General features: G+C 67.8%; 23 protein-coding genes, 2 tRNA genes and 1 pseudogene. 16 read left to right on the top strand and 10 right to left on the bottom strand.

Annotated elements, in window-relative coordinates:
- Positions 1–17: 17 nt before the first annotated feature.
- Positions 18–1,337, top strand: a complete 1,320-nt coding sequence (locus ACTHQV_RS11975) for a cystathionine gamma-synthase family protein (protein WP_440490531.1) — start codon at positions 18–20, stop codon at positions 1,335–1,337.
- A gap of 129 nt (positions 1,338–1,466) precedes the next feature.
- On the opposite strand, the gene ACTHQV_RS11970 is transcribed toward ACTHQV_RS11975, so the two are convergent.
- Positions 1,467–1,628 (bottom strand): hypothetical protein, encoded by a 162-nt coding sequence (locus tag ACTHQV_RS11970; RefSeq protein ID WP_440490530.1) that lies wholly within the window; start codon positions 1,626–1,628, stop codon positions 1,467–1,469.
- Positions 1,629–1,700: 72 nt separating this feature from the next.
- Between ACTHQV_RS11970 and tgt the strand changes: the two genes are divergently transcribed.
- The 6 genes from tgt to ACTHQV_RS11940 all read left to right on the top strand — a co-directional run bounded on the left by tgt (position 1,701) and on the right by ACTHQV_RS11940 (position 8,966).
- Entirely contained in the window at positions 1,701–2,834 is a 1,134-nt protein-coding gene (gene tgt / locus ACTHQV_RS11965; RefSeq protein WP_440490779.1) for a tRNA guanosine(34) transglycosylase Tgt, read from the top strand.
- 22 nt (positions 2,835–2,856) lie between these two features.
- Positions 2,857–3,057, top strand: coding sequence for a hypothetical protein (locus tag ACTHQV_RS11960; protein WP_440490528.1), 201 nt, complete (start codon positions 2,857–2,859; stop codon positions 3,055–3,057).
- Positions 3,058–3,171: 114 nt separating this feature from the next.
- Entirely contained in the window at positions 3,172–6,003 is a 2,832-nt protein-coding gene (locus tag ACTHQV_RS11955) for a M16 family metallopeptidase (RefSeq protein ID WP_440490526.1), read from the top strand.
- A 238-nt stretch (positions 6,004–6,241) separates the two neighbouring features.
- Positions 6,242–7,174, top strand: a complete 933-nt coding sequence (locus tag ACTHQV_RS11950; protein WP_440490524.1) for a cell wall hydrolase — start codon at positions 6,242–6,244, stop codon at positions 7,172–7,174.
- Between the two features lie 54 nt (positions 7,175–7,228).
- Positions 7,229–8,182 carry a glutathione synthase gene (gshB, locus tag ACTHQV_RS11945; RefSeq protein ID WP_440490523.1) on the top strand — a complete coding sequence of 318 codons (954 nt, stop codon included), beginning with the start codon at positions 7,229–7,231 and terminating at the stop codon, positions 8,180–8,182.
- A gap of 178 nt (positions 8,183–8,360) precedes the next feature.
- The gene (locus ACTHQV_RS11940) at positions 8,361–8,966 is read left to right on the top strand and encodes a DedA family protein (protein WP_242119234.1); all 606 of its coding nucleotides are present in this window, start codon (positions 8,361–8,363) and stop codon (positions 8,964–8,966) included.
- 65 nt (positions 8,967–9,031) lie between these two features.
- Here the strand turns inward: ACTHQV_RS11940 and ACTHQV_RS11935 are convergent, their stop codons facing one another.
- The 5 genes and pseudogenes from ACTHQV_RS11935 to hisS form a co-directional block, all read right to left on the bottom strand.
- A complete protein-coding gene (locus ACTHQV_RS11935; RefSeq protein WP_440490790.1) occupies positions 9,032–9,355 on the bottom strand; it encodes a hypothetical protein in 324 nt (107 codons plus the stop codon).
- Between the two features lie 399 nt (positions 9,356–9,754).
- Positions 9,755–9,937 (bottom strand): annotated as a pseudogene (locus tag ACTHQV_RS11930) (DUF4167 domain-containing protein); the annotation flags it as partial.
- Between the two features lie 244 nt (positions 9,938–10,181).
- Positions 10,182–11,000: a peptide chain release factor N(5)-glutamine methyltransferase gene (gene prmC / locus ACTHQV_RS11925; RefSeq protein WP_440490522.1), complete on the bottom strand. Its 819-nt coding sequence runs from the start codon at positions 10,998–11,000 to the stop codon at positions 10,182–10,184.
- Between the two features lie 60 nt (positions 11,001–11,060).
- Complete coding sequence (gene prfA / locus ACTHQV_RS11920) at positions 11,061–12,131, bottom strand: peptide chain release factor 1 (RefSeq protein WP_440490520.1); 1,071 nt, start codon at positions 12,129–12,131, stop codon at positions 11,061–11,063.
- Positions 12,128–13,474 (bottom strand): histidine--tRNA ligase, encoded by a 1,347-nt coding sequence (gene hisS, locus ACTHQV_RS11915; protein ID WP_440490518.1) that lies wholly within the window; start codon positions 13,472–13,474, stop codon positions 12,128–12,130. The genes prfA and hisS overlap by 4 nt, the downstream gene beginning before the upstream one ends.
- 163 nt (positions 13,475–13,637) lie before the next feature.
- Between hisS and ACTHQV_RS11910 the strand changes: the two genes are divergently transcribed.
- Positions 13,638–13,711, top strand: a tRNA-Gly gene (locus ACTHQV_RS11910).
- Between the two features lie 5 nt (positions 13,712–13,716).
- On the opposite strand, the gene ACTHQV_RS11905 is transcribed toward ACTHQV_RS11910, so the two are convergent.
- The 4 genes from ACTHQV_RS11905 to hisG form a co-directional block, all read right to left on the bottom strand.
- The gene (locus ACTHQV_RS11905; RefSeq protein ID WP_440490517.1) at positions 13,717–14,067 is read right to left on the bottom strand and encodes a YnfA family protein; all 351 of its coding nucleotides are present in this window, start codon (positions 14,065–14,067) and stop codon (positions 13,717–13,719) included.
- Positions 14,068–14,147: 80 nt separating this feature from the next.
- Positions 14,148–14,615 (bottom strand): transcription antitermination factor NusB, encoded by a 468-nt coding sequence (gene nusB / locus ACTHQV_RS11900; protein WP_440490516.1) that lies wholly within the window; start codon positions 14,613–14,615, stop codon positions 14,148–14,150.
- Positions 14,616–15,012: 397 nt separating this feature from the next.
- Complete coding sequence (hisD, locus tag ACTHQV_RS11895) at positions 15,013–16,296, bottom strand: histidinol dehydrogenase (RefSeq protein ID WP_440490515.1); 1,284 nt, start codon at positions 16,294–16,296, stop codon at positions 15,013–15,015.
- On the bottom strand, positions 16,293–16,943 hold the full coding sequence (gene hisG, locus ACTHQV_RS11890) for an ATP phosphoribosyltransferase (RefSeq protein ID WP_440490513.1): 651 nt from the start codon (positions 16,941–16,943) through the stop codon (positions 16,293–16,295). The genes hisD and hisG overlap by 4 nt, the downstream gene beginning before the upstream one ends.
- Before the next feature lie 49 nt (positions 16,944–16,992).
- On the opposite strand from hisG, the gene thiL reads away from it, so the two are divergent.
- The 8 genes from thiL (at position 16,993) to ACTHQV_RS11850 (ending at position 24,483) form a co-directional block, all read left to right on the top strand.
- Positions 16,993–17,868 (top strand): thiamine-phosphate kinase, encoded by an 876-nt coding sequence (gene thiL, locus ACTHQV_RS11885; RefSeq protein ID WP_440490512.1) that lies wholly within the window; start codon positions 16,993–16,995, stop codon positions 17,866–17,868.
- Between the two features lie 121 nt (positions 17,869–17,989).
- Complete coding sequence (locus ACTHQV_RS11880; RefSeq protein WP_440490510.1) at positions 17,990–20,164, top strand: sodium-translocating pyrophosphatase; 2,175 nt, start codon at positions 17,990–17,992, stop codon at positions 20,162–20,164.
- A 122-nt stretch (positions 20,165–20,286) separates the two neighbouring features.
- Positions 20,287–22,230, top strand: a complete 1,944-nt coding sequence (locus ACTHQV_RS11875) for an alpha/beta hydrolase family protein (RefSeq protein WP_440490508.1) — start codon at positions 20,287–20,289, stop codon at positions 22,228–22,230.
- Positions 22,231–22,414: 184 nt separating this feature from the next.
- Positions 22,415–22,633, top strand: coding sequence for a translation initiation factor IF-1 (infA, locus tag ACTHQV_RS11870; RefSeq protein WP_003049127.1), 219 nt, complete (start codon positions 22,415–22,417; stop codon positions 22,631–22,633).
- A gap of 30 nt (positions 22,634–22,663) precedes the next feature.
- Positions 22,664–23,233: a Maf family protein gene (locus ACTHQV_RS11865; RefSeq protein WP_440490778.1), complete on the top strand. Its 570-nt coding sequence runs from the start codon at positions 22,664–22,666 to the stop codon at positions 23,231–23,233.
- Positions 23,226–24,200: a ribonuclease gene (locus ACTHQV_RS11860; protein ID WP_440490506.1), complete on the top strand. Its 975-nt coding sequence runs from the start codon at positions 23,226–23,228 to the stop codon at positions 24,198–24,200. Before ACTHQV_RS11865 ends, ACTHQV_RS11860 begins: the two co-directional genes overlap by 8 nt.
- Positions 24,178–24,378, top strand: a complete 201-nt coding sequence (locus ACTHQV_RS11855; protein WP_440490505.1) for a DNA gyrase inhibitor YacG — start codon at positions 24,178–24,180, stop codon at positions 24,376–24,378. The genes ACTHQV_RS11860 and ACTHQV_RS11855 overlap by 23 nt, the downstream gene beginning before the upstream one ends.
- 29 nt (positions 24,379–24,407) lie before the next feature.
- Positions 24,408–24,483 (top strand) — tRNA-Phe (locus tag ACTHQV_RS11850).
- Positions 24,484–25,076: the final 593 nt, after the last annotated feature.

Here is a 25,076-nt window from a genome sequence, read left to right as displayed (position 1 = left end):
AGCAGGAGAGATTCGCAATGTCCGACGAAACCGAAGCCGATCTGACCGGCGTGCCGCCGCGCCGCCGTCCCAAACCGCCGGTCGACACCGTCGGCGGGCGGCGGCTGAAGCCGGCGACGCTGATGATGGGCCATGGCTATGACCCGGTGCTGTCCGAAGGATCGCTGAAACCGCCGATCTTCGCGACCTCGACCTATGTCTTTCCCAATGCCGCCGCGGGCAAGCGCCATTTCGAGGGCGTGACCGGCAAGCGTCCCGGCGGGGCCGAAGGGCTGGTCTATTCGCGCTTCAACGGTCCGAACCAGGAAATCCTCGAGGATCGGCTGGGCGTGTGGGAAGCTGCGGAGGACGCGCTGGTCTTTTCCAGCGGCATGTCGGCGATCGCGACGCTGTTCCTGTCGATGGTCCAGCCGGGCGACACGATCATCCATTCGGGGCCGCTCTATGCCGCGACCGAGACGCTGATCGGCCGCGTGCTCGGCCGCTTCGGGGTCAACTATCTCGACTTCCCCGCTGGTGCCACGCAGGACGAGATCGAAGCGGTACTCCGCAAGGCCGAAGGCCGCGTGCCGCTGATCTACCTCGAAAGCCCGGCCAACCCGACCAACGCGCTGGTCGATATCGAAGCGGTGGCGGTCGCGCGGGACACCGTGTTCGGCACTGGCGAGGACAAGCCGCCGATCGCGATCGACAACACGTTTCTGGGGCCACTTTGGCAGCAACCGCTCCAACACGGCGCCGACCTTGTCGTCTATTCGCTGACCAAATATGCCGGCGGACACAGTGACTTGGTCGCGGGCGGCGTGCTGGGACCGAAGGCACACATCAACACCATCCGCTCGATGCGCAACACCATCGGCACGATCTGCGACCCGAATACCGCGTGGATGCTGTTGCGGTCGCTGGAGACGCTCGAACTGCGGATGAGCCGGGCGGGCGAGAATGCGGCGAAGGTCTGCGCCTTCCTGCGCGATCATCCGAAGGTCGAGCGGGTCGGCTATCTCGGCTTCCTGAAGGACGCCAAGGGAATGGAGCGCCAGGCGGATATCTATCGCCGCCATTGCACCGGCGGCGGATCGACCTTTTCGCTGTATCTGAAGGGCGGCGAGCGCGAGGCGTTCGCATTCCTCGACGCGCTGACCATCGCCAAGCTGGCGGTCAGCCTCGGCGGGACCGAGACGCTGGCGAGCCATCCGGCGGGGATGACGCATCTGTCGGTGCCCGACGCGCGCAAGGCGGCGCTGGGGATCACCGACAATCTGGTGCGCATCTCGATCGGGGTCGAGGATGCCGACGATCTGATCGCCGATTTCGAACAGGCGCTAGCGGCGATCTAAAATTCCTCCCCGGCACGGGGAGGGGGACCGCCGCGAAGGGGTGGTGGAGGGGGGCTTCCTCAAACGTACCACTTGCGGACATCCCCCTCCACCAGCTTCGCTGGTCCCCCTCCCCGTGCCGGGGAGGATTTAGGCGCCGCCGATGCCTTCGATCACCTTGCCGGTGCCGCCGCAATTCTGGCACTCGCCGCCATCGATCGTGCCCTTGCCGCCGCAACGGGGGCAGATGTCCTCGCCGGTGCCGGACGTACCGGGGGCGGCGTCGTCGCCGGGATTGAGCGGTTCGGGCATGGCGTCTCTCCTATCGCGAAGCCGCAACAACGGTCGACAGCGCGGGTAAGGTCCGGCATGACGCGACCCCTTATGCCGCCCCGTTTCGCCTTTACCGTCACCGCCACCTCCGGCCGCGCCCGCACCGGGACCATCGCCATGCAACGTGGCGAGATCCGCACCCCCGCCTTCATGCCGGTCGGCACCGCCGCCACGGTTAAGGCGGTCAAGCCGCAGGACGTGCGCGCCGCCGGTGCCGATATCCTGCTCGGCAATACCTATCACCTGATGCTGCGTCCTAGCGCCGAGCGGGTCGCGCGGCTGGGCGGGTTGCATGCCTTCATGGGCTGGGACCGCCCGATCCTGACCGACAGCGGCGGCTATCAGGTGATGAGCCTGTCCGAGCTGACCAAGCGGTCCGAGGATGGCGTCGAGTTCAAGAGCCATCTCGACGGCACCCGCCATCTGATGAGCCCCGAACGGTCGATGGAAATCCAGCGGCTGCTGGGCAGCGACATCGTCATGGCGTTCGACGAGCTGGTGCCGACCACCTCGACCCGCGACGTGCAGGCGCGCGCGATGGAACGATCGATGCGCTGGGCGCGCCGCAGCCGGGCGGGCTTCGATTCGGGCGAGGACCATGCGTCGCGCGCCGCGCTGTTCGGCATCCAGCAGGGTGCGCTCGACGAAAAGTTGCGGAAGGCGTCCGCCGATGCGCTGATCGATATCGGCTTCGACGGCTATGCGGTCGGCGGTCTTGCGGTCGGCGAGGGGCAGGAGGCGATGTTCGGCGTGCTCGATTATGCGCCGCAGCAGTTGCCGGTCGACAAGCCGCGCTACCTGATGGGTGTCGGCAAGCCCGACGATATCGTTGGCGCGGTCGAACGCGGCATCGACATGTTCGATTGCGTGCTGCCGACGCGGTCGGGCCGCACCGGACAGGCGTTCACGCGGACCGGCCCGATCAACATCCGCAACGCCAAATTCGCGGAAGATTTGGGCCCGCTCGACCCCGACTGCGCCTGCCCGACCTGCGGCAATTTCAGCCGCGCCTATCTCCATCATCTGGTGCGCGCGGGGGAAATCCTCGGCGCGATGCTGATGACCGAGCATAATCTTTATTTCTATCAGGCGCTGATGGCCGATCTGCGCGCCGCGATCGCCAGCGATACGCTGACCGTTTTTGCCGACAATTTCCGGGCACGCTACCGCGCCGAGAAACGTTAGAGCATAAGAGAGGGAGAGGAATATGACCGAGAAGACTGAACTGAACGAGGTCGCCGCGGCCGCCAAGGAAGCCAAGCGCGTCGCCGAGGCGGCTGCCGACACGAAGCAGCCTTCCAAGGGGCAGCCATGGCCGCTGGTGCCGATCGGCGTGGGCATCGGCATCGGTTCGGCGGCCCTCGCCGCCGCGCTGCTCTATGCCAATGCGGGGCGCAAGAAGAGCTGATCGGTGACAGCGTCGCGCCGGCCGATCCGGTGTGACGCTGGTAACCGATGATACGTTGACACCTGCCGCTCCAGCGGCCCACATCTCCGGCACCAATCCTGCCGGAGTTTCCCGATGCGTCTCGGCCTTGCGCTGCTGCTTTCGACCGCCCTATTCGCCCCCGCTCATGCGCAGCAGCGCGCCGCGACGGCCGCGCAGGCGACGGTCCCGCCGATCGCCTATACCGAACGCACCCTGCCCAACGGCCTTCGCGTCTATGCCATTCGCGACACGTCGAGCGCGAACGTGTCGGTGCAGGTCTGGTACGATGTCGGGTCAAAGGACGATCCCGCAGGGCGGTCGGGGTTCGCGCATATGTTCGAGCATCTGATGTTCAAGGCGACGCGCAACCTCGTCCCCGAACAGCTCGACCGGCTGACCGAGGATGTCGGCGGCTACAACAACGCCTCCACCGCCGACGACTATACCAATTATTACGAGGTGGTGCCGGCCAACCACCTGCAACGGCTGTTGTTCGCCGAGGCGGACCGGATGGCGACCTTGGTCGTCGATCCCAAGACCTTCGCGTCGGAACGCGAGGTGGTGAAGGAGGAATTGCGCAGTCGCATCCTCGCCCAGCCCTATGGCAAGCTGTTCGGCCTCTACGCGCCGATGGTGTCGTACAGCCGCCATCCCTATGCCCGGCCCGGCATCGGGTCGATCGCCGATCTGGATGCGGCGACGATCGACGATATTCGCGCCTTCCACGCGACCTATTACCGGCCCGACAATGCGGTGCTGGTGGTCGCGGGTAATTTCGATCCCGCACATCTCAACCGCTGGGTCGACCAGTATTTCGGCCCCATCGCCAAGCCCGGCCGCCCGATCCCGCGCGTGACCACCGACGAACCCGTTCGACAGCAACCGGTGACGAAGACGGTGTACGAGGCGAACACGCCGTTGCCCGTCGTCCTGATCAGCTATCCGCTGCCGCCCGCCAACCATCCCGATCAGGCGGCGCTCGAGGTACTCGACGCGATCCTGTCGAGCGGCGACAATTCGCGCCTGCACCAGTTGCTGGTCTATCGCGATCAGATCGCGCAGGACGTCGGCGTGCAGCTCGACGCCAAGCAGGGGCCGGGCACCTTGGCGCTCTACGCGATCCTTGCCGGCGGCAAGTCGGTAGCGGAGGGCGAGGCGGCGCTGAAGCGCGAGGTCGCCCGCCTGATCGCGACCCCGCCCACGTCCGCCGAACTGGCCGAGGCCAAGAACGAGATCACCACCGCCGAACTGCTGTCGCGCGAAACGGCGGAGGGGAAAGCGTCGGCATTGGCGCAGGGCGTGATCGTCGAGCGCGATCCGCAGGCCGCCGACAAGGGCCTCGCCGCGATCGGCCGGGTCACCGCCGCCGATGTCCAGCGCGTCGCCCGCACCTGGCTGGCGGCCAACCGCGCCGCGACGATCCGCTATCTGCCCGACACCGCCAAGCCGGCGAACGCGGCGAGCGATACGATCGCCATCGCCGACAGCGTCGTCACCGCGCCGCTGGCGGTGCCGCCGGGCATCGCCATCCACACGCCCGCGCCCGAAGGGCAGCGCATCCTGCCCCCCGCCCCCGCCGCGCCGGTGCAGGTCGCGATTCCCGTGCCCGTAGAACGCCGCCTGCCCAACGGCATGCGGGTCGTGGTCGTCGAGAAGCGCGGACTGCCGGTCATCACCGCCGCGCTGGTCGGTGGCGGCGGCGCGGTCGCCGATCCCGAAGGACGCGCTGGCGTCGGCGAACTGACCGCCGGCCTGCTGACACAGGGTACGAAGACACGTTCGGCGACCGAGATCGCGCGCGCCGTCGAATCGCTCGGCGGCAGCATCGGCAGCGGCGCGGGCTGGGATTCGCAGAGCGTAACGCTGACCGTCGGGTCGGCGCAGGCCGCGCCCGCGCTTGCCATCCTCGCCGATGTCGCGCGCAACCCGGCCTTTGCACAGGAGGAAATCGACCGGCTGCGCACCCGCACGATCGACGGGGTCAGCGTCGCGCTGACCGATCCGGGGCAGTTGGCGGGCCTGGTCGCCGATCGCGCGGTGTTCGGCGCGTCGCCCTATGGCCATCCGGCAACCGGCACGCCGGCTTCGCTGAAGGCGATCACGCGCGACGACGTGGTGTCCGCCTATCGTCGCGCATGGCAATCGGACGAGGCGACGCTAATTTTGGTCGGCGATCTGACCGCCGATGCCGGAACGGCGCTGGCCACGCGTCTGTTCGGCGACTGGACGGCCGAGCGGGGTACGCCTGCCGCTCCCCCGCCGGTCTATGCCGCGCCCCGACCGCAGGTGATCGTCGTCGACATGCCGGGTGCCGGACAGGCGGGCGTGGTCGTTGCCCGTCCCGGCATCGCCCGCGACGACAAGGATTATTTCCCCGCCGCCGTCGCCAATGCGACGCTGGGCGTCGGCTTTTCCTCGCGGCTCAACCAGGAAATCCGCATCAAGCGCGGGTTGGCCTATGGCGCCCGATCCGAGCTCGATGCGCGCCGCGCCAATGGGCTGATCGGCGCGTCGACCCAGACCAAGAACCCGTCGGCACCCGAGGTCGTCAAGATCATCACCGACGAATTCCGCCGTCTGGGCAGCGAACCGGCACCGGAAGCCGAACTGGCGACGCGCAAAGCGGTGCTGACCGGCAATTTCGGGCGGACGATCGAACGGACCAGCGGCATTGCCGGCACCATCGCCACCTATGTCGCCGATGGCGTCCCGCTCGCCCGGATCGCGACCTTCCTCCCCTCGGTCGAAGCGGTCGGGCCGGCGGCGGTCCAGTCGGTCGCGGCGCGGGTGATGGACCCGAAGGCGGCGAGCATCGTCGTGGTCGGCGACGCCAAGCAGTTCCTCGAACCGCTGCGCGCGGCGTATCCGGGGTTGCTGGTCATCCCGGCGGCATCGGTCGATCTGGGGAGCGCGGATCTGCGGTAACCAAATCCTCCCCGCTCCGCGGGGAGGGGGACCGCCTTGCGACTGTCCAGTTCGGATTTCACCAAATCCTCCCCGGTACGGGGAGGGGGACCGCCGCGTAGCGGTGGTGGAGGGGGATCGCCGCCAGCGCAACGCCGATGGACACCCCCCTCCACCAGCCTGCGGCTGGTCCCCCTCCCCGTGCCGGGGAGGGTTTGGTTCACTATGTGGCTACATATTTCGGTTACAAGCCAGCACGATGGCAGCGTTTGCGACCCTTGACCGGAACCGGTGGATAGCGACCGCTATCGCCCTGTTCTTCGCTGGAATCGCACTCGCCCGGTTCCAACCAAATGAACCGCAACCGGCGCCCCCGCCGGCCCGCTTCGGCTACGAAGCCGACGACCATTTCCCCGGCGCGGCGCTGCTGTTGCTCGACGCCCCCGTCCGCCGGGGCGAGACCGGCACGACCGCCCTGCCCCCGCCGCCCGTCCCGAACGACACTACCGACACCTCGATCCGCGCCGCCCAACCCTTCGTCCTGCGCGGCACCCAGCTTGACCGTGCCCGCGCGCTGCAATGCCTGACCAGCGCAGTCTATTACGAAGCCGGCAACGAACCCGATGCCGGGCAGCGCGCGGTGGCGCAGGTCGTGCTCAACCGCGTGCGGCATCCCGCCTTTCCGGCGACGGTGTGCGGCGTGGTGTTTCAGGGGGCGGACCATCCGCGTTGCCAGTTCAGCTTTGCCTGCGACGGAGCGATGGCGCGGATGCCGGCACCTGCGGTCTGGCTGCGCGCCCGGCGGGTCGCGGCGCGCGCCTTGACCGGCGAAGTGTTCGCACCGGTCGGGCTGGCGACGCATTACCATACCTATGCGGTCACGCCGCCGTGGAACCGGGGGCTGGTGATGACCGGGGTGTTCGGCGCGCATTTCTTCCACCGGTGGAAGGGGTGGTGGGGCACCCCCGCCGCCTTTCGCGACCGCTATATGGGTGGCGAGCCGCTGCCTGGACCGTTGCAGCCCCCGCCGCTACCCGCCACCGCCATGCCGAGCGTGACGATACCGATCGCGGCGCCACCCCCGCCCGCGCCCGCCGCCTTGGCGACACCCGCGGCACCTGCGGCACCTGCGCTGCCGGCCGACTCGCAGATCCTCGATCGCTGGAAGGATTCGGGTCAGCCGCTACGCTGACGTGACATTCGCGGCCCCCGCGCCTACCTGAGCCGCGAACCATCGGAGATTCCTATGTCGCTGACCGTCGCCGTCCAGATGGACCCCATCGCGGGTATCAACATCGCTGGCGATTCGACCTTCGCGCTGATGCTGTCGGCGCAGGCGCGTGGCCACCGGCTCTTCCATTACGCGCCTGAGGACCTGAACCAGTCGGGCGACCGGGTGTGGACGCGGGCCCATCCGGTGACGGTGCAGCGGGTGGTCGGCGATCACTTCATGCTCGGCGATCCGGTGTCGCTCGATCTGGGCGAACAGGCCGATGTCGTGCTGATGCGGCAGGACCCGCCCTTCGACCTCGGCTATATCACCGCGACGCATCTGCTCGAGCGGATCAGCGACCGGACGCTGGTGGTCAACGATCCGGCATCGGTGCGCAACGCGCCCGAGAAGCTGTTCGTGCTCGATTATCAGCGCTTCATGCCGCCGACGCTCATCACCCGATCGGTCGACGAGGCGCGTGCGTTCCTCGCCGAGCATGGCTCGATCGTGGTCAAGCCGCTGCATGGCAATGGCGGCAAGGCGATCTTCAAGATCGACAGCGATGCGCAGAATCTGTCGTCGCTGATCGAAGTGTTCAACACCGCCTATCGTGAGCCGCATATGGTGCAGGCGTTCCTGCCGGCGGTGGCGCAGGGCGACAAGCGGATCGTGCTGGTCGATGGCGCGGTCGCGGGCGCGGTCAACCGCCTGCCCGGTGCCGGCGAAATCCGCTCCAACCTCGCGGTCGGCGGCACTGCGGCCAAGACCGAGTTGACGGAGCGCGAGCGCGAGATCTGCGCCGCGCTGGGGCCGGAATTGAAGCGGCGCGGACTGATCTTCGTCGGAATCGACGTGATCGGCGGCGAATGGCTGACCGAGATCAACGTCACCTCCCCCACCGGCATCGTCGCGATCGAGAAGTTCGACGGCACCGACGTCGCGGGCATGATCTGGAATGCGATCGAGGCACGGGTGGCGGCGAAGTAGCCACACGTTCCCCATTAACAAGCGTCACCCCAGCGCAGGCTGGCGTCTCTTGCGGCTCCTGTCTCGCGCCATCACCGCGAGACCCCAGCCTGCGCTGGGGTGACGTAGGTGGCGGGAAGCGGCGGCGGGCACGTACCCCCAACGGCACGAAAGCCGGCGCCGCACGTTCCGCACTCCCATGACGACCTTCATCCTCGATGCCATCGCGCGTGGCGGTTATCTCGGCATCTTCCTGCTGATGGCGCTGGAGAATGTCGTTCCGCCGATCCCGTCGGAGGTCATCATGGGCCTGGGCGGGATGGCGGTGGCGCGCGGCGACATGGCGATGGTGCCGCTACTGCTATGGGGTACCGCGGGCACGACCGCCGGCAATTATTTCTGGTACGCGATCGGCCGGCGCTTCGGCTATCACGGGCTGAAACCCTTCGTCGATCGCTGGGGCCGGTGGCTGACGGTCGAGTGGGAGGATGTCGAGAAGCTGCACCGCTTCTTCCGCAAACATGGCGGCAAGACGGTGTTCGTGTTCCGCTTCATGCCGACCTTTCGCACGATGATCTCGCTGCCCGCCGGCATGGCGTGCATGCCGCGCTGGCGCTTCTTCCTCGCGACCTTCACCGGCAGCATCGTGTGGAACGCGGTGCTGGCCTATGCCGGACTGTGGCTGGGATCGAATTTCGAACAGCTCGACCATTATGTCGGCCCGGTCGCGATCGGCATGTCGGTCGCGATCGTACTGTTCTATCTCTACCGCGTCGTCACCTGGAAACCACGCGCGCAGCGTTGAGGCCGACAAGAAAAACGCCCCGGTTTGACCCGGGGCGCTTTCGTTTTCAGCGATCGTGCATCCGATCAGGCAGCCGGCGGCACGGCCTCTTCCTCGGTACGGACGCGGCGACGGCGACGCGGACGCTCGGCGGTATCGTCGCCGGCCGACAGCGCCGGCGGCAGGCGATCCGCTTCGATCGACGGTGCCGCTTCCTCGACCAGCGCGGGCGCTGCTTCGACGCGCGCGCGCGGGGTGCGGCGACGAACCGGCTTGGCCTCGGCCGCTTCGGCGGCGACCGGTGCTGGAGCGGGCGAAGGCGCCGCTACCGGAGCAGCCTCGACCTGTTGCGTGCCGACTTCGCCTTCGACGCCGCGCTGTTCGCCCGGATCGGCGGCAGGCTGCTGCATCCGGCCACTGTCACGACGCAGCCGCTCGCGGGGCTGACGCTCTTCACGCGGCTGACGCTCCTCGCGCGGCGCGCGATCTTCGCGGGCCTGACGCTCTTCGCGGGGGGCGCGATCGTCGCGCTGGCCGCGGTCTTCGCGCGGCTGGCGATCGTCACGGGCATAGCGGTCCTCGCGCTGAGCACGCGGCTGGCGATCGTCGCGATTGCCGCGGTCGTCGCGCTGCCGATCCTCGCGCTGGTTGCCGCGATCGTTGCCGGCCTCGTTCTCGTCGAGATCGAAATCCTCGTCATCGGCACCGTCGAACTCGTCGCGGGCGCGGCGCTGTTCCTCGACGCGCGAGCGGCCGGCTTCGAGCACGCGGAAATAATGGTCGGCGAACTGGAGATAATATTCGGTGTTCACCCGGTCGCCGGCGCGTTGGGCGTCGGCGGCGAGGTTCTTGTACTTTTCCAGCAACTGCGCGGCGTTGCCGCGGGCGCGATTGTCGATGCGATTGCCGTTGTCGCGCGGGTTGCCGCCGCCGCTTCCCGGCTGACGCTGGCCACCGCGACCGCGACGGCGGCCGGCCTGACGATTGTTCATCAAGGGTTGGTTGTCCTGTCCTTACCTGTCCGTCGATCTACCGATCCCGGATGCGAGCAAATCCGCAAGGCGATGCATGGGCACCGTCCGCCTGCCATGACCACCGGACGACAGTGGTACACATGACGATGGAAGGAGCCACGTCCCGCAATCAACGACCTGGTCGATGGTGCCTGCCCCGAGCCGGTCTTAGCGGCTGCGCACGGCTTATCCAAGGGAAAATATGTGTCCGATCCGGTGCATTTCAACCGGCAATCAGACAACGCGGCCGCCCGCCCAGATCGCGCACCAGTCGCGCGGACAGACCGGCTCCCTCGACCAGTGCCATCACCGCTTCCCCCTGTTCATGGCCGATCTCGATCGCGGCGATCCCGGCGGGGGAAAGCAGCCGCGGCAGATCGGGGACGATCCGCCGGTAATCGTCGAGCCCGTCGGCCCCGGCGAACAGCGCCGCTGCGGGCTCGTGGCCCACCACCTCCTGTGGCAGCACCTCCGCCGTCCCGATATAGGGCGGGTTGGCGAGGATCAGGTCGAAGCGTTCGTCGATGCCGGCGGTCCAGTCGCCGGTGCGCAGGACGGCGCGATCCGCCATCCCCAGCGCCGCCGCATTGCGGCGGGCATAATCGAGCGCCGCATCCGACGCATCGATGCCCAGCCCGCTCGCCCCCGGCCATTCGGCGAGCGCTGCCAGCAACAGCGTGCCGGGCCCGGTGCCGAGGTCGAGGATGCGGCCGGGCGCACCGCCCGCGAAATGCGCGACCGCCGCCTCGATCAGCGTTTCGCTGTCGGCGCGCGGCACCAGCACGCCCGGGCCTACCATCAGGTCGATCGTCCAGAAGGCGCGGGTGCCGGTGATATAGGCAACCGGTTCATGAGTCAGGCGGCGCTCGACCAGCGCCTCGAACGCCACCGGCACCGCATCGTCGAGCCGGGCGAGCAACATCGCCTCGCGCGTGCAGCCCAGCGCATAGGCGGCGAGCAGTTCGGCGTCGAGGCGGGGGGAGTCCGAGACGACGGCAATCCGCGCCGTTGCCTGCGCCAGCGCTTGGCGGAGCGTGGTCATGGGCTCACGCGAAGACGCGAAGCGAAGAAGAGGAATTTCGCGCCTTCACGTGAACGAAAATCAAGCATCCAGCGTCGCCAGCCGCTCCGCTTCGTCCTGCGAAATCAGCGCACCGATCAGTTCGTCCATCTCGCCTTCCAAAATTTCCGGCAGGCGATGCAGCGTCAGGTTGATGCGATGGTCGGTCACCCGCCCCTGCGGGAAATTATAGGTGCGGATACGCTCCGACCGGTCGCCCGACCCGACCATCGACCGGCGCGTGCCGGCGCGTTCGTCGGCCAGCCGCGCGCGTTCGGCCTCGTAGAGCCGGGTGCGCAGGACCTTCAGCGCCTTCGCCTTGTTCTTGTGCTGCGACTTCTCGTCCTGTTGGATTACGACCAGCCCGGTCGGCAAGTGGGTGATCCGCACCGCCGAATCGGTGGTGTTGACCGACTGCCCCCCCGGCCCCGACGAGCGATAGACATCGATGCGCAGGTCCTTGTCGTCGATCTGCACGTCGACCTCTTCCGCCTCGGGCAGGACGGCGACGGTCGCGGCGCTGGTATGGATGCGTCCGCCGCTCTCGGTCGCGGGCACGCGCTGCACGCGGTGGACGCCGGACTCGAACTTCAGCCGTGCGAACACGCCCGCGCCGGTCACGCTGGCGACGACTTCCTTGTAGCCGCCGGCATCCGACACCGATGCCGAGATCAGCTCGACCCGCCAGCCGCGATTGTCGGCATAGCGTTGGTACATGCGGAACAGGTCGCCCGCGAACAGCGCCGCTTCGTCGCCGCCGGTCCCGGCGCGGATTTCGAGCATCGCCGCGCGTTCGTCGGCCGCATCGCGCGGCAGCAGCGCGAGCGCCAGCGCGCGTTCCGCAGCGTCAAGTTGCTGGCGGTTGGCGTGCAGTTCCTCTACCGCCATCGCGCGCAGATCGTCGTCGACGTCCTGCGTCATATATTGCAGGCTCTCGCTCTCGGCGCGCAGCCGCCGCACCTCACCCGCCGCCGCCGCGACGGGTTCGAGCTCGGCATATTCCTTCGACACCGCGACGAAGCGGTCGCCGGGCAGGTCGCCGGTCGCCATCTGCGCCGCCAGCTCGTCGCGCCGCGCCTCGATCTGGGCAATGCGTTCGGGAGCGATGGTCATTCGCTATCCGATACCTGCCAGAGCCCTTCGCGCCACTCGCCGATCATTTCGTCCAACACCGATTCGCCATCGACTTCGCCATCGGTCAGTCCCGATGAATAAAGCGTGGCCGCATGCAGGAATGCGTCGCGGTCCCCGGCGGTCAGTTCGATCTGGCGACCGGTCACCAGCAGCTTGACCGTCACCGATCCATCGGCCCCGACCAGCGCGACCATCGACGCGCCCTGGCTGTCGGCCTTGACCATGCGGCGCTTCAGATTGCCGCGATAGGCCATATCGGCGACCGCCCCGGCCCCGCGCAGTTCCTGCAACAGCGCCATGGCGGGCGTATCCGCCCCGGCCTCGCGCGGGATGACGCAGACGGCGGCGCGGGGAGCCTCGGGCTCTTCCAGCAACATCGCCAGCCGCTCGATCCCCGCCGCCCAGCCGACGCCCGGCGTCGCCGGGCCACCGAGGCTCTCGATCAGCCCGTCATAGCGCCCGCCGGCCAGCACCGTTCCCTGCGCACCCAGCCGGTCGGTGACGAATTCGAACGCCGTGTGGCGATAATAGTCCAGCCCGCGCACCAGCCGGTCGTTGCGGGTCCACTGGACGCCCGCGGCGTCCAGTCCCGACGTGACCGCCGCAAAGAAGTCCGCCGCCTCCGCCGTCAAATATGCGTCGATCCCCGGTGCCGAATCGGCGATCGGTCGATCGCGCGGGTCCTTGGAATCGAGAATGCGCATCGGATTCTTGTCGAGCCGCTTGAGGCTGTCCTCCGACAGGTCGCCGCGATGACTCTCGAAATGCTCGACCAGGGCCGCGCGCCATGCGTCGCGCGTCGCGGCATCGCCCAGCGTATTCAGCTGCAACGTCACCCCATCGGCGATGCCCAGTTCGTGGAGCAGCTGGTCGGCCATCGCCAGCAATTCGACATCGGCCATCGGCTCGGCCGCGCCGATCACCTCGGCGTCGATCTGGTGGAACTGGCGATAGCGGCCCTTTTGCGGGCGTTCGTAGCGGAATACGGCCCCATGCGTCGCGAGCTTCAGCGGCGCATATTGCTGCCACCCCTCGGTCAGGTACGCGCGGGCGATGCCGGCGGTGAATTCGGGGCGCAGCGTCAGCGAATCGCCGCCGCGATCCTCGAACGAATACATCTCTTTCGACACGACGTCGGTCGTCTCGCCCAGCGAGCGCGCGAACACCGCGGTCGATTCGAAGACCGGCACCTCGACCCGCGAAAAGCAATAGAGGCGGCGGACGCGCTCGAACGTCTCGGCGACATGGGTGAAGCGCCGCTCGAAATCGCCGAATATGTCCTGCGTGCCCCGGACGGGGCGTGGGGTGGTGATCTTGGCCATTGGGCGGCGGTATTTATGGCGTCCGCCGCTCGAACGCCAGCAATATGCGCCGCGGATACGGCGTTCGCTCCTACTCCGTTCGGCGTAGGTATGACGAACGCACACCATTGACCATGTCCGCCCGACTGTGGCAGTGGCAATGCCTCCACGCCGCAGCGTGCGGGCGGGTATAGCACAATGGTAGTGCAGCAGCCTTCCAAGCTGAATACACGGGTTCGATTCCCGTTACCCGCTCCAATCCCCTATCGCGGACCGAACAGGATCACCGAGCAGCCGCCGACGCACAGCGCGGCACCGGCCAGGTCGAACCGGTCGGGCACCAGTCCTTCGACCGCCCAGCCCCACAACACCGCGCTCAACACGTAGATGCCGCCATAGGCCGCATAGGCGCGCCCCGCCCCGGCGACGTCGCTCTGTGCCAGTACCCACGCAAAGGCTGCCAACGCGGCGACGCCCGGCAACAGCCACCATGGCGAACGGTCGAGCCGCCACCATGCCCAGAAGGCGAAGCAGCCGCCGATTTCGAGCAGCGCAGCGATGGCGAACAGGATCGGGGTCGGGATGGGTCTGCTCCCTTCGGTCCAGCGGACCATGCGTGGGCCCGCCGCCAGTGCCACAGCATCGGCAGGCGGCGAACGGGCGCATCCTCGCGCGCCGGTCGCCGCGTGGAAATTTACCCCCGAACGACCTTCGCCACCGAATCCAGCAGTCCGTTCACGAACCCCTTCTCGCGCCGGTCGTAAAACGCATCAGCGACGTCCAGATATTCGCTGATGACCGCCGCCACCGGTACGTCCGGCCGCGCGATCAGTTCATAGGTCCCGGCACGCAGGATCTGCCGCATCGGCTTGTCGAGCCGGTCGAGCGTCCAGCCGGTCGACAGCTTGGATGCGATCATCGCATCGATCTCCTCGCGCCGCGCATCGACGCCCTTGACCACATCGTCGAAGAAATGAACGTCCGCCTCGGCATATTCGACCTCTTCGATCGTCGCGCCCAGCCGGTGCTGGTGGAATTCGTGGAGCAGCGCCGGGATCGGCGTCGCTTCCATCTCATGCTGGTACAGCGCCTGGACGGCGGCCAACCGGGCGGCGGCGCGGGCCTGTCGGGCACCGCGCGGGCGGGAATTCTTGCTGGTCATAAGCGCCGCCCCATAGACCCGGTCCGGCTCGGAAGTCGAGGGGGCGCTTTCCTACATCGCGGAACCGTGCCAGCGTCGCCGCGCTCTTTGAACCGTCCGCCCCGCCACCGCCTGTTCTACGCCCGGCGCGCAAATTGCGTACGAGTGTGAACTTCGTGAACTTTGGCCAAAAACATCGGGCCAGTTACGTCCGACGGATCGTACCCCGGCCTCCGCCAAGGTTCGATCCGGAATGCGCGGCAACGTCACAGCCGCGAAACGTGCACGAGTGTGAACTTTGTGAACTTTGGCCCACAAATCCCAACCGTTCCCCCGCGCAGGCGGGGGTCCAGGGCCATGCAGAACCGGCGTACGCCAGACGCTCCAAGCCCCCGCCTGCGTAGTAAAATGCCAGCAATTACAATCTGATGGCGACCGACTTGGCATGCGCCGGCAGCCCCTCGGCCCCGGCCAGCGTCACCGCCGCCGGCCCGATCCGCGCCAGCGCCGCCGCGTCCAGCCCAAGGAAGCTGGTCCGCTTCATATAGTCGAGCACCGACAACCCCGATGCGAAGCGCGCCCGCCGCCCGGTCGGCAGCACATGGTTCGGCCCCGCGACATAATCGCCGACCGCTTCCGGCGTATAGCGGCCGAGGAACACCGAACCGGCATGGCGCACCGTGCGGAACAGCGGCTCGGGATCGCCGACCGCCAGTTCGAGATGCTCGGGCGCCAGCCGGTCGACCAGCGGCATCGCATCGGCCAGCGTCGGCACGACCACGATCGCCCCGTTCGCATCCCAGCTCGCCCGCGCCACCTGTCCGGTCGCCAACTCGGCGATCTGGTCGTCGACCGCCTGCGCCACCCGATCGCCAAAGCCCGCATCGTCGGTGAACAGGATCGACTGGCTGGTCGGGTCATGCTCGGCCTGGCTGAGCAGATCGGCGGCGATCCATGCCGGATCATTCTGCCCATCGGCGACGACCACGATCTCGGACGGCCCCGCGACCATGTCGATCCCGACCACGCCGTATAATTGCCGCTTGGCCTCGGCGACCCACGCATTGCCCGGGCCGGTCACCACATCGACCGCCTTGATCCGGTCGGTGCCATAGGCGAGCGCGGCGACGGCCTGCGCCCCGCCGATCCGCCAGACCTCGTCGACTCCGGCCAGCGCCGCGGCGGCCAGCACCAGCGGATTGACCTCACCCTTGGGCGTCGGCGTGACCATCACGATCCGCTCGACCCCGGCGACCTTGGCCGGGACTACGTTCATCAGCACCGACGACGGATAGGCGGCGCGGCCACCGGGCACATAGACCCCCGCCGCCGCGACTGCGCTCCACCGCGCGCCCAGCCGCACGCCGTCGCCATCGACCTCGTCACGATCCTCGGGCCGCTGCTTCGCATGATAGGCGACGATCCGGTCATGCGCCAATTCGAGCGCCGCGCGCAGCTCCGGGTCGAGCCCGTCGAGCGCCGCCCGGCATTCGGCCAGTTCGATCCGCCAGCCGGTCGCGTCCGGATCATGCCCGTCGAACTTCTCGGTAAAGGCGCGGACCGCCGCATCGCCTTCATCCCGCACCGCGCGCAGGATCGCGGTGACGTCGCGCGCCACATCGCTGTCCGCCTCGCGCCGCGCATCGACCAGCGTGGCGAAGTCGGCGGCGAAGCCCGCCGCGCTTACGTCCAGCCGGATCATGCCGCCACCGCCCGGCGAAACGCGTCGACCAGCGGCACGACCGCGCCACGCGTCTTGAACGCCGCCCGGTTGACGACCAGCCGCGACGTCACCTCGGCGATGGTTTCGACTTCCACGAGGCCATTCTCCTTCAGCGTCCGCCCCGACGACACCAGATCAACGATGCGCGGCGCCAAGCCCAGCACCGGCGCCAGTTCCATCGCGCCGTTCAGCTTCACGCACTCCGCCTGAACCCCGCGCGCGGCGAAATGGCGCTGGGTGGTATGCGGATATTTGGTGGCGATGCGCACATGGCTCCATCCGCGGGGATCGTCGGTCGCCGCCATACCGGCAGGTTCGGCGACCGAGATGCGGCAATGCCCGATCTTCAGGTCGACCGGCGCGTACAGCTCCGAATAGTCGAACTCGGCCAGCACGTCCGACCCGACGATGCCCAGCTGCGCCGCGCCATGCGCCACGAACGTCGCCACGTCGAACGCGCGGACGCGGATCAGGTCGATATCGGCCCTGTCGGTCTTGAAGCGCAGCGCCCGGCTGTCGGGATCGCGGAACGCCGCCTCGGGCACGATGCCGGCGCGGGCGAGCAGCGGCATCGCTTCGTCGAGGATACGCCCCTTGGGCACGGCGATGATGATGGGGTCGGTCATGGGCGACTGGCGCTTTACTTGGGCCGCCCCGCGGGCGCAACAGACGCCCATGACCGAGGCCGACTTCATCGCCGCGCTGCGCACCCTGCCGCTCCATCCCGGTGCGCATGGGCTTACCGACGATGCCGCGCATCTCGGCGACCTCGTCTTGAGTAAGGACATGATCGTCGAGGGGGTCCATTTCCTCGGCAACGAGCCCCCCGCCGACGTCGCGTGGAAACTGGTCGCGACCAACCTGTCGGACCTCGCCGCCAAGGGCGCGGTGCCGGTGGGCGTGATGCTCGGGGTTCCGATCGGCGACGACGACTGGGACCGCGCGTTCCTTGCCGGGCTCGACGACGTGCTGCGCACCTTCGCCTGCCCCCTGCTCGGCGGCGACACGGTCAAGCTGCCGCGAGGCGCCCCCCGCCTCCTCTCACTGACCGCGCTCGGCCGCAGTGCCCATGCCCCCCGCCGCGACGGCGCGAAGGCCGGCGACGCGCTGTGGGTAACCGGCAAGATCGGCGATGCCGGCGCGGGCCTCGCCATCGCGCAAGGAACGGACGGCCCCGACGCGCTGCTGCAACGCTACCGCCGCCCGACCCCGCGCCTCGCCGAAGGGCGGGCGCTCGCACCTGTCGTCCACGCAATGATGGACGTGTCCGACGGCCTGCTGATCGACGCGACCCGCATGGCGGCGGCAAGCGGCCTTGCGGTAACGATCGACCTCGCCGACGTGCCACGGTCGGACGATCTCAAGGCATTTGGCCACGACGCCTTGACCGCCGCGACCGCCGGCGACGACTACGAACTGCTCTTCGCCTGCGACACGCCGCCACCGGTCGCCGCCACCCGGATCGGCACCTTCGCCGAGGGCATCGGCTTGACCCTGCTCGACGCAGGCCACCCCATCCCCCTCCCTGACCGCCTCGGCTACCAGCACTGATCCTCCACAACACAGCGCGGATTTAGTGGGTTGCGCGCCCCGCCCATCGGCATAAGCTGCCCCGCTTCCAGGGTTCGACCCGACGAGACAGCCGGGCGGCCCCATGCAGGAGGGGTTGCGGATGACGATAGTCTATCTGGCCATGGCGTGTGGTGCGCTGGCCGTGTTGTACGGTGTGTTCACGAGTATGCAGGTGCTGCGCGCCTCGGCCGGCGACGCGCGGATGCAGGATATCGCCGCCGCGATCCAGGAAGGCGCCAAGGCCTATCTGGGTCGCCAGTATCGCACCATCGCCATCGTCGGCGTCATCGTCGCCATTATCCTGTTCCCCACGCTCGGGCCGCTGTCGACGGTCGGCTTCCTGATCGGCGCGATCCTGTCGGGGGTCGCGGGCTATGTCGGCATGGAGATTTCGGTCCGCGCCAATGTCCGCACCGCAGAGGCCGCGCGCGGCTCGCTGCAGGGCGGCCTGACCATGGCGTTCCGCTCGGGCGCGATCACCGGTATGCTGGTCGCCGGGCTGGGTCTGCTCGCGATCTCGGGCATCTTCTGGTATCTGGTCGCGGTCGCCGGCCATGGTCCGGGCGACCGCGAAGTCGTCGAGGCGCTGACCGCCCTCGCCTTCGGCGCATCGCTCATCTCGATTTTCGCGCGGCTGGGCGGCGGCATCTTTACGAAGGCGGCGGACGTCGGCGCCGATCTGGTGGGCAAGGTCGAGGCCGGCATCCCCGAGGACGATCCCCGCAACCCCGCCGTCATCGCCGATAACGTGGGCGATAACGTGGGCGACTGCGCCGGCATGGCGGCCGACCTGTTCGAAACCTATGTCGTGACGATCGGCCTGACCATGGTGTCGATCGCGCTGCTGGTACAGGCACCGCCCGCCGAACTGCTACGGCTGATGGCGCTGCCATTGGTCGTCGGCGGCGTGTGCATCGTCACCTCGATCCTCGGCACCTATATGGTCCGCCTCGGCCGTGGCCAGTCGATCATGGGCGCACTGTACAAGGGCTTCTGGACCACCGCGCTGCTGGCAGTGCCTGCGATCTACTTCGCGGCAAGCTGGGCGCTGGGCGATCTGAACGCCGTGATCGGCGGCGCGGGCTTCCTCGATCCCGGTGGCGACGCGCTGACCGTCGAAGGCGCGCTCGGCGCACAGGCCCCGGTCGCAGGCACCTCGTTCACCGGCATGGACCTGTTCTGGTGCATGATGATCGGCCTCGCCGTCACCGCCGCCTTGGTGTGGATCACCGAATATTACACCGGCACCGCCTATCGCCCGGTCAAGTCGATCGCGCGCGCCAGCGTCACCGGCCATGGCACCAACGTCATCCAGGGCCTTGCGATCAGCCTCGAATCGACCGCGCTGCCGACGCTGGTGATCGTCGTCGCGGTCATCGCCTCCTACCAGTTGGCCGGCATCATCGGCGTCGCCTTCGCCGCCACCGCATTGCTGGCGCTGGCCGGCATGGTCGTCGCATTGGACGCCTATGGCCCGGTCACCGACAACGCCGGCGGCATCGCCGAAATGGCACAGCTGCCCGACGAAGTCCGCCACCGCACCGACGCGCTCGACGCGGTCGGCAACACGACTAAGGCGGTGACCAAGGGCTATGCGATCGGCTCAGCCGCGCTTGCCGCGTTGGTGCTGTTCGGCGCCTACACCACCGACCTGAAGCTGTTCTTCCCCGACCTGACCGTCGATTTCTCGCTGTCCAACCCGTACGTCATCGTCGGGCTGCTCTTGGGGGCGCTGCTCCCCTATCTGTTCGGGGCGTTCGGCATGACCGCGGTCGGTCGCGCGGCCGGGTCGGTGGTCGAGGACGTCCGCGCGCAGTTCGCCGCCGACCCGGGCATCATGGCCGGTACCAGCCGCCCGCAATATGGCCGCACCGTCGACATCGTCACCCGCGCCGCGATCCGCGAGATGATCGTACCCTCGCTGCTCCCCGTCCTGTCGCCCGTCGCGGTCTATTACATCGTGACCTGGGTCGCCGGACAGGCGCAGGGCTTTGCGGCGCTGGGCGCGATGCTGCTCGGCGTCATCGTCTCCGGCCTGTTCGTCGCGATCTCGATGACCAGCGGCGGCGGCGCATGGGACAATGCCAAGAAATATATCGAGGACGGCAATCACGGCGGCAAGGGATCGGAGGCGCACAAGGCCGCCGTCACCGGCGACACGGTGGGCGATCCGTACAAGGACACCGCCGGCCCGGCGGTCAATCCGATGATCAAGATCACCAACATCGTCGCGCTGCTGCTGCTCGCCGCGCTTGCGGGAAATGCCGCCGGATAGGTGCTTTTGACCGATTGCGTCCCCTGTTCGCCACGTTAGGATCGGTGGCGGATGGGGGCGTCCGACCTTACCGGAACCGGTGCGCGGGGGCGCATCCCGGCCGCTCCCGAACAGGGGGTTTCATGCGTTTCGTTGCGGCCATCGGCCTCGTCCTTGCCACCGTCGCCTCGGCGCAGACACCGGCGCCGCCTGCCGACAAGCCGGCCAAGATCGATCCGGCCGCCCCGGTCCCGATCGAGGTATTCGCCGAACTGCCGTCGGTCGAATCGCCCAAATTGTCGCCCGACGGCACCCGCGTCGTCGCCAAGAGCGCGGTCGGCGGCAGGCAGGTACTGGTGCTGTCGCCACTGTTCGGAGGCGGCAAGCGCCAGTCGCTCGGCGCGCCCGAGGATACCGACATCAACTGGTGGCGCTGGGTCAATGACGACTGGCTGATCGTCGGGCTCGGCACGCAGCAGATGCTGTACGGCAACGAATATTACGTCACCCGCGTCCTGGCGGTGAAGGCCGATTTCCAGACGACGCGCCGGCTCGACTGGGACAAATCGGGCTTGCGCGCCGACGACGTGCTGTGGGTGGCGCATGACGGATCGCCGCGCATCCTGCTGTCGCGCCAGACGGGGATCGAAAGCGAGTCCGACTTCAACCCGGCGGTGTTCGAGATCGACGTCTCGACCGGCAAGTCGCGCCGCGTCGCCGACGGGCGGCCGAATGTCTATAGCTGGTATGCCGATGGGCAGGGGCAGGTCCGCGCCGCCTATCAATATAACGACCAGTCGCGCAGTTCGGCGCTGCTCTACCGCGCCAACAATGCCGAAAGCTTCCGCGTCATCGCCCGGCGCGCACGCAAGGACGAGGACGGGCTGACCATCCCGATCACCTTTCGCGCCGATGGCAGTGCGATCGCGCTCGACGACGAAGGCGGCTTCACCTCGGTCTATCAGGTGTCGCTCCCCGACCTGTCGCTCGGCAAGAAGCTCCATTCGGTCGAGGGCTATGACATCGACGGCATCGTCGACAATGCCGACGAGAATGACGTGGCCGGCGTGACGCTGACCGACAGGCATGGTCGCACCGTGTGGTTCGATGAGAAGCTGAAGACGCTGCAGGCCGATGTCGACGCCTCGATCGGCGACCGGCGGGCACAGATCGTGTCGTGGGACCGCAAGCGCGACAAGTTCCTGATAGAGGTCGCCGCCGCGTCGCAGCCGGGCGGCCTCTATTACTGGGACAGCGCGTTCAGCCGGATGCAGCGCGTCGCGTGGCACAGCAACACGCTCCAGAACCGCCGCCTCTCCTCCGTCAGCACCATTCGCTACACCGCGCGCGACGGCACCTCGATCGAGGCGGTGCTGACCATGCCGCGCCACCGCGCAGGCCAGAAGAACCTGCCGCTGATCGTCCTGCCGCATGGCGGCCCCTCGGCGCGCGACAGCGAAAGCTGGGACTGGTGGACGCAATATCTGGCCGAACTCGGCTATGTCGTGATCCAGCCCAATTATCGCGGATCGTCGGGCTATGGCGTCGCCTTTGCCAAGAAGGGCGCGGGCGAATGGGGCCTGAAGATGCAGGACGACCTGAACGACGCGGTCACCCATCTCGCGAAGGAAGGCATCGCCGATCCCAAGCGCGTCTGCATGGTCGGCGCGTCCTATGGCGGCTATGCGGCGATGCGGGCCGCACAGCGCGACGGCAATCTGTATCGCTGCGCGATCAGCTATGCCGGGGTGTCCGACCTGGCGGCGCTGCGCCGCTATGACAGCCAGTTCCTGAACGGGCGCACCATCGGCGACTGGCTGCGCACCCAGGCCCCCGATTTCCAGCTGATCTCGCCGCGCTTCCATGCCGCCGACTTCTCGACGCCGATCCTGCTGATGCATGGCAAGGTCGACAAGCGCGTGCCCGTCGCCCAGTCGCGCATTCTCGTCGCCGAACTGAAGCGCGCCGGCAAGCCGCACCGCTATGTCGAACAGCCGCTCGGCGACCATTTCTTCTCACGCAGCGAGGACCGGTTGCAATTCCTGCAGGAGATGACCGCGTTCCTGAAGACGCATAACCCGGCTTGACGGGGCCGGGTCACGGTCGAACCGTCGCTCTTGCGCCCGTCCGATACCGCGCCTATTTTCAGGACGAACGCCACGACCGGCCGTGCCAGCCACGGGTCCGGTCGTTCGTGCTTTCCTTTTTTGCGGTTTGCGCCTATGGGAACCCGCCCGTTTCCGGTGCGCCCTAATTTCACGAGGTATCTGTTTGGCGAAGGAAGAACTTCTCGAAATGCGCGGCCAGGTGGTCGAACTGCTGCCCAACGCGATGTTCCGCGTCCGGCTCGAGAACGATCACGAGATCCTGGGGCACACCGCCGGCAAGATGCGCAAGAACCGCATCCGCGTGCTGGTCGGTGACGAAGTGCTGGTCGAACTGACCCCCTATGACCTGACCAAGGGTCGCATCACCTACCGCTTCAAGTAAGCGGATTTCCGCGTGACCGCACCCACGGCCATGCGCCTGATTCTCGCCTCGACCTCGCCCCGCCGCCGCGACCTGCTGGCGCGGATCGGCGCTGTGCCCGACCGCGTCGAGGCCCCCGATATCGACGAGAACCCGCTGAAGGGCGAGTTGCCGCGCCCCTATGCGCTGCGCCTTGCCGAGGCGAAGGCACGCGCGATCGGCCCGGTCGCGGGCGCGGTGGTGCTGGCCGGCGACACGACGATCGCGCTCGGCCGCCGCATCCTGCCCCCCGCCACGACCGAGGACGTGCAGCGCGAACTGCTCGGCCTATTGTCCGGCCGTCGCCATCATTGCTTGTCGGCGGTCTGTTTGCTGATGCCCGATGGACAGGCGCGCATCCGCATTGCCGACACGATCGTCGCGTTCAAGCGGCTCGAACAGCGTGAGATCGACGCCTATGTCGCCTGCGGCGAAGGGCTGGGCAAGGCCGGCGGCTATGCGATCCAGGGGCGGGCGGAAGCGTTCGTCCGCTTCCTGTCGGGCAGCCATTCGGGCGTGATCGGCCTGCCGCTGTTCGACACGCGCGCGCTGCTCGAAACCGCCGGCGTCGCGCTTGGCTGACTGGATCGTCGAGCGCGGCATCGGCGAGGTCCGCGCCGCGCGCATCGTCGATGGCGAGATCGTTGAAGCCCGCATCGAACCCGACGACGCATTGCGCGCCGGCACGGTCCTGTCCGCCCGCCTGGTCCGCCGCTTGCCCGTCCGCAACGAGGGGCTGGTCGCATGGGAGGATGGCGAGGCGCTGCTGAGCCCCCTGCCCCGCGCCGTCACCGAAGGCGCGACGCTGCTGGTCGAGATTACCCGCCCCGCTTTGTTCGAACCCAGCAAGCCCAAGCGCGCCCGCGCCCGCCCCGCCGCACCCGATGCGCAGCCCAGCCAAGGCCCCTCGATCGCCGACCTGCCGGACGCGCGGATCGTCGGCCCGTTCGACCGCGACTTGCTGGGCGAGGCCGGCTGGCCACTGCTGATCGAGGAAGCGACCACCGGTCGGGTCGCCTTTCCCGGCGGCGCGCTGTCGATCGCGCTCACCCCGGCGATGACGCTGATCGATATCGATGGCGAGTTTGCCCCCGCCGCGCTCGCCGTCGCCGGGGCTCGCGCGGCGGCAGCGGCGATCGCGCGGCTCGACATCACCGGCTCGATCGGCATCGACCTGCCGACCGTGAACGACAAGGCCGCACGCCTCGCCGCTGCCGAAGCAATCGACGAAATCCTGCCGCAACCCTTCGAACGCACCGCCGTCAACGGCTTCGGCTTCCTCCAGATCGTGCGGCGCCGGTCGCGTTCCTCGCTTCCCGAACTCTTCGCTCATGTCCCCGCTCATGCCCGCGCACTGCTACGCCAAGCGGAACGGACCGGCGGCAGCGGCGAACGCACGCTGGCGGCGCATCCGGCGGTCGTTGCCGCCATCGCTGCGCGGCCCGACTGGATCGCGGCAGTCGAACGCACGCTCGGCGCGCCGCTCGCCTTGCGGGCCGACAATGCCCTCGCCATATCCGCGGGCCATGTCCAGGCCCGCTTCCCGTAACCATTGCCCGCTATGTTCGGCCCCGACCGATCCGGCCTTCCGCCCCTTTTGCAGCCGCGGCTGTCGCGACCGCGACATGCTGAACTGGATGGGGGAGGGATATCGCATTCCCGGCCCCGCCGCGTCTTCCGACGAAAAATCTGAAACCGGGCTGGACAGGGACGATTCGCGCGGCTAACAGGCCGGCTCTTCCGGTCACCCGGACAGGCCCAGGTAGCTCAGTTGGTAGAGCATGCGATTGAAAATCGCAGTGTCGGCGGTTCGATCCCGTCCCTGGGCACCACCCTTTCGATGTTTGACCGCACCCACTAAAGTGCGTCAAAAAAATCACTTAAACGCTTCTGAGACCCGCTTAAGGAGTGTGACTACTGCTTTTGTCGGTAGCTGGGGCGGCCAAGCTAGCTTTCCTCACTCTTTTGACGATGCCCCTTCAGCAGTGCCGAGCCCATCCTCAGGTGAAGCTCACGCAATGAAGGTCACAACCTACCTTCGAATTGGTGTGATAATGGCATGAGTGATGTCACTCCCCGCCGATCTTTGAACTCGAAGACCGGACAAGTGAACGACCCCATGATCTAGGAACAAGAGAATAAGCGTCAGGACGGAACGCTCGACGAGGCGTTTCCAGCCAGCGATCCAATCTCAGTCAGTCGACCGCCAGGAAAATAGAGCGGGTTCGACGACACATAAGGTCGTGCCTTCGAGTGACGGCGAGACGGCGGCGGTCATCGCTAAGGTGCCCGCCGCGCAGCGTACGGCAAGGGGATGCAACGGCGTGGGGTGCGCGCCTCAGCCTCTCGGATCTAATCAGCGCTCATCTCGCCTTGCACGTTCATCCGCAGCGGCAACAGCAATCTAGCTCGGGAGATTCAATGC

This window comes from Sphingomonas sp. SAFR-052, assembly GCF_051965015.1.
Classification (GTDB): Bacteria; Pseudomonadota; Alphaproteobacteria; order Sphingomonadales; family Sphingomonadaceae; genus Sphingomonas.
This window is presented reverse-complemented; position numbering and strand designations above follow the sequence as displayed.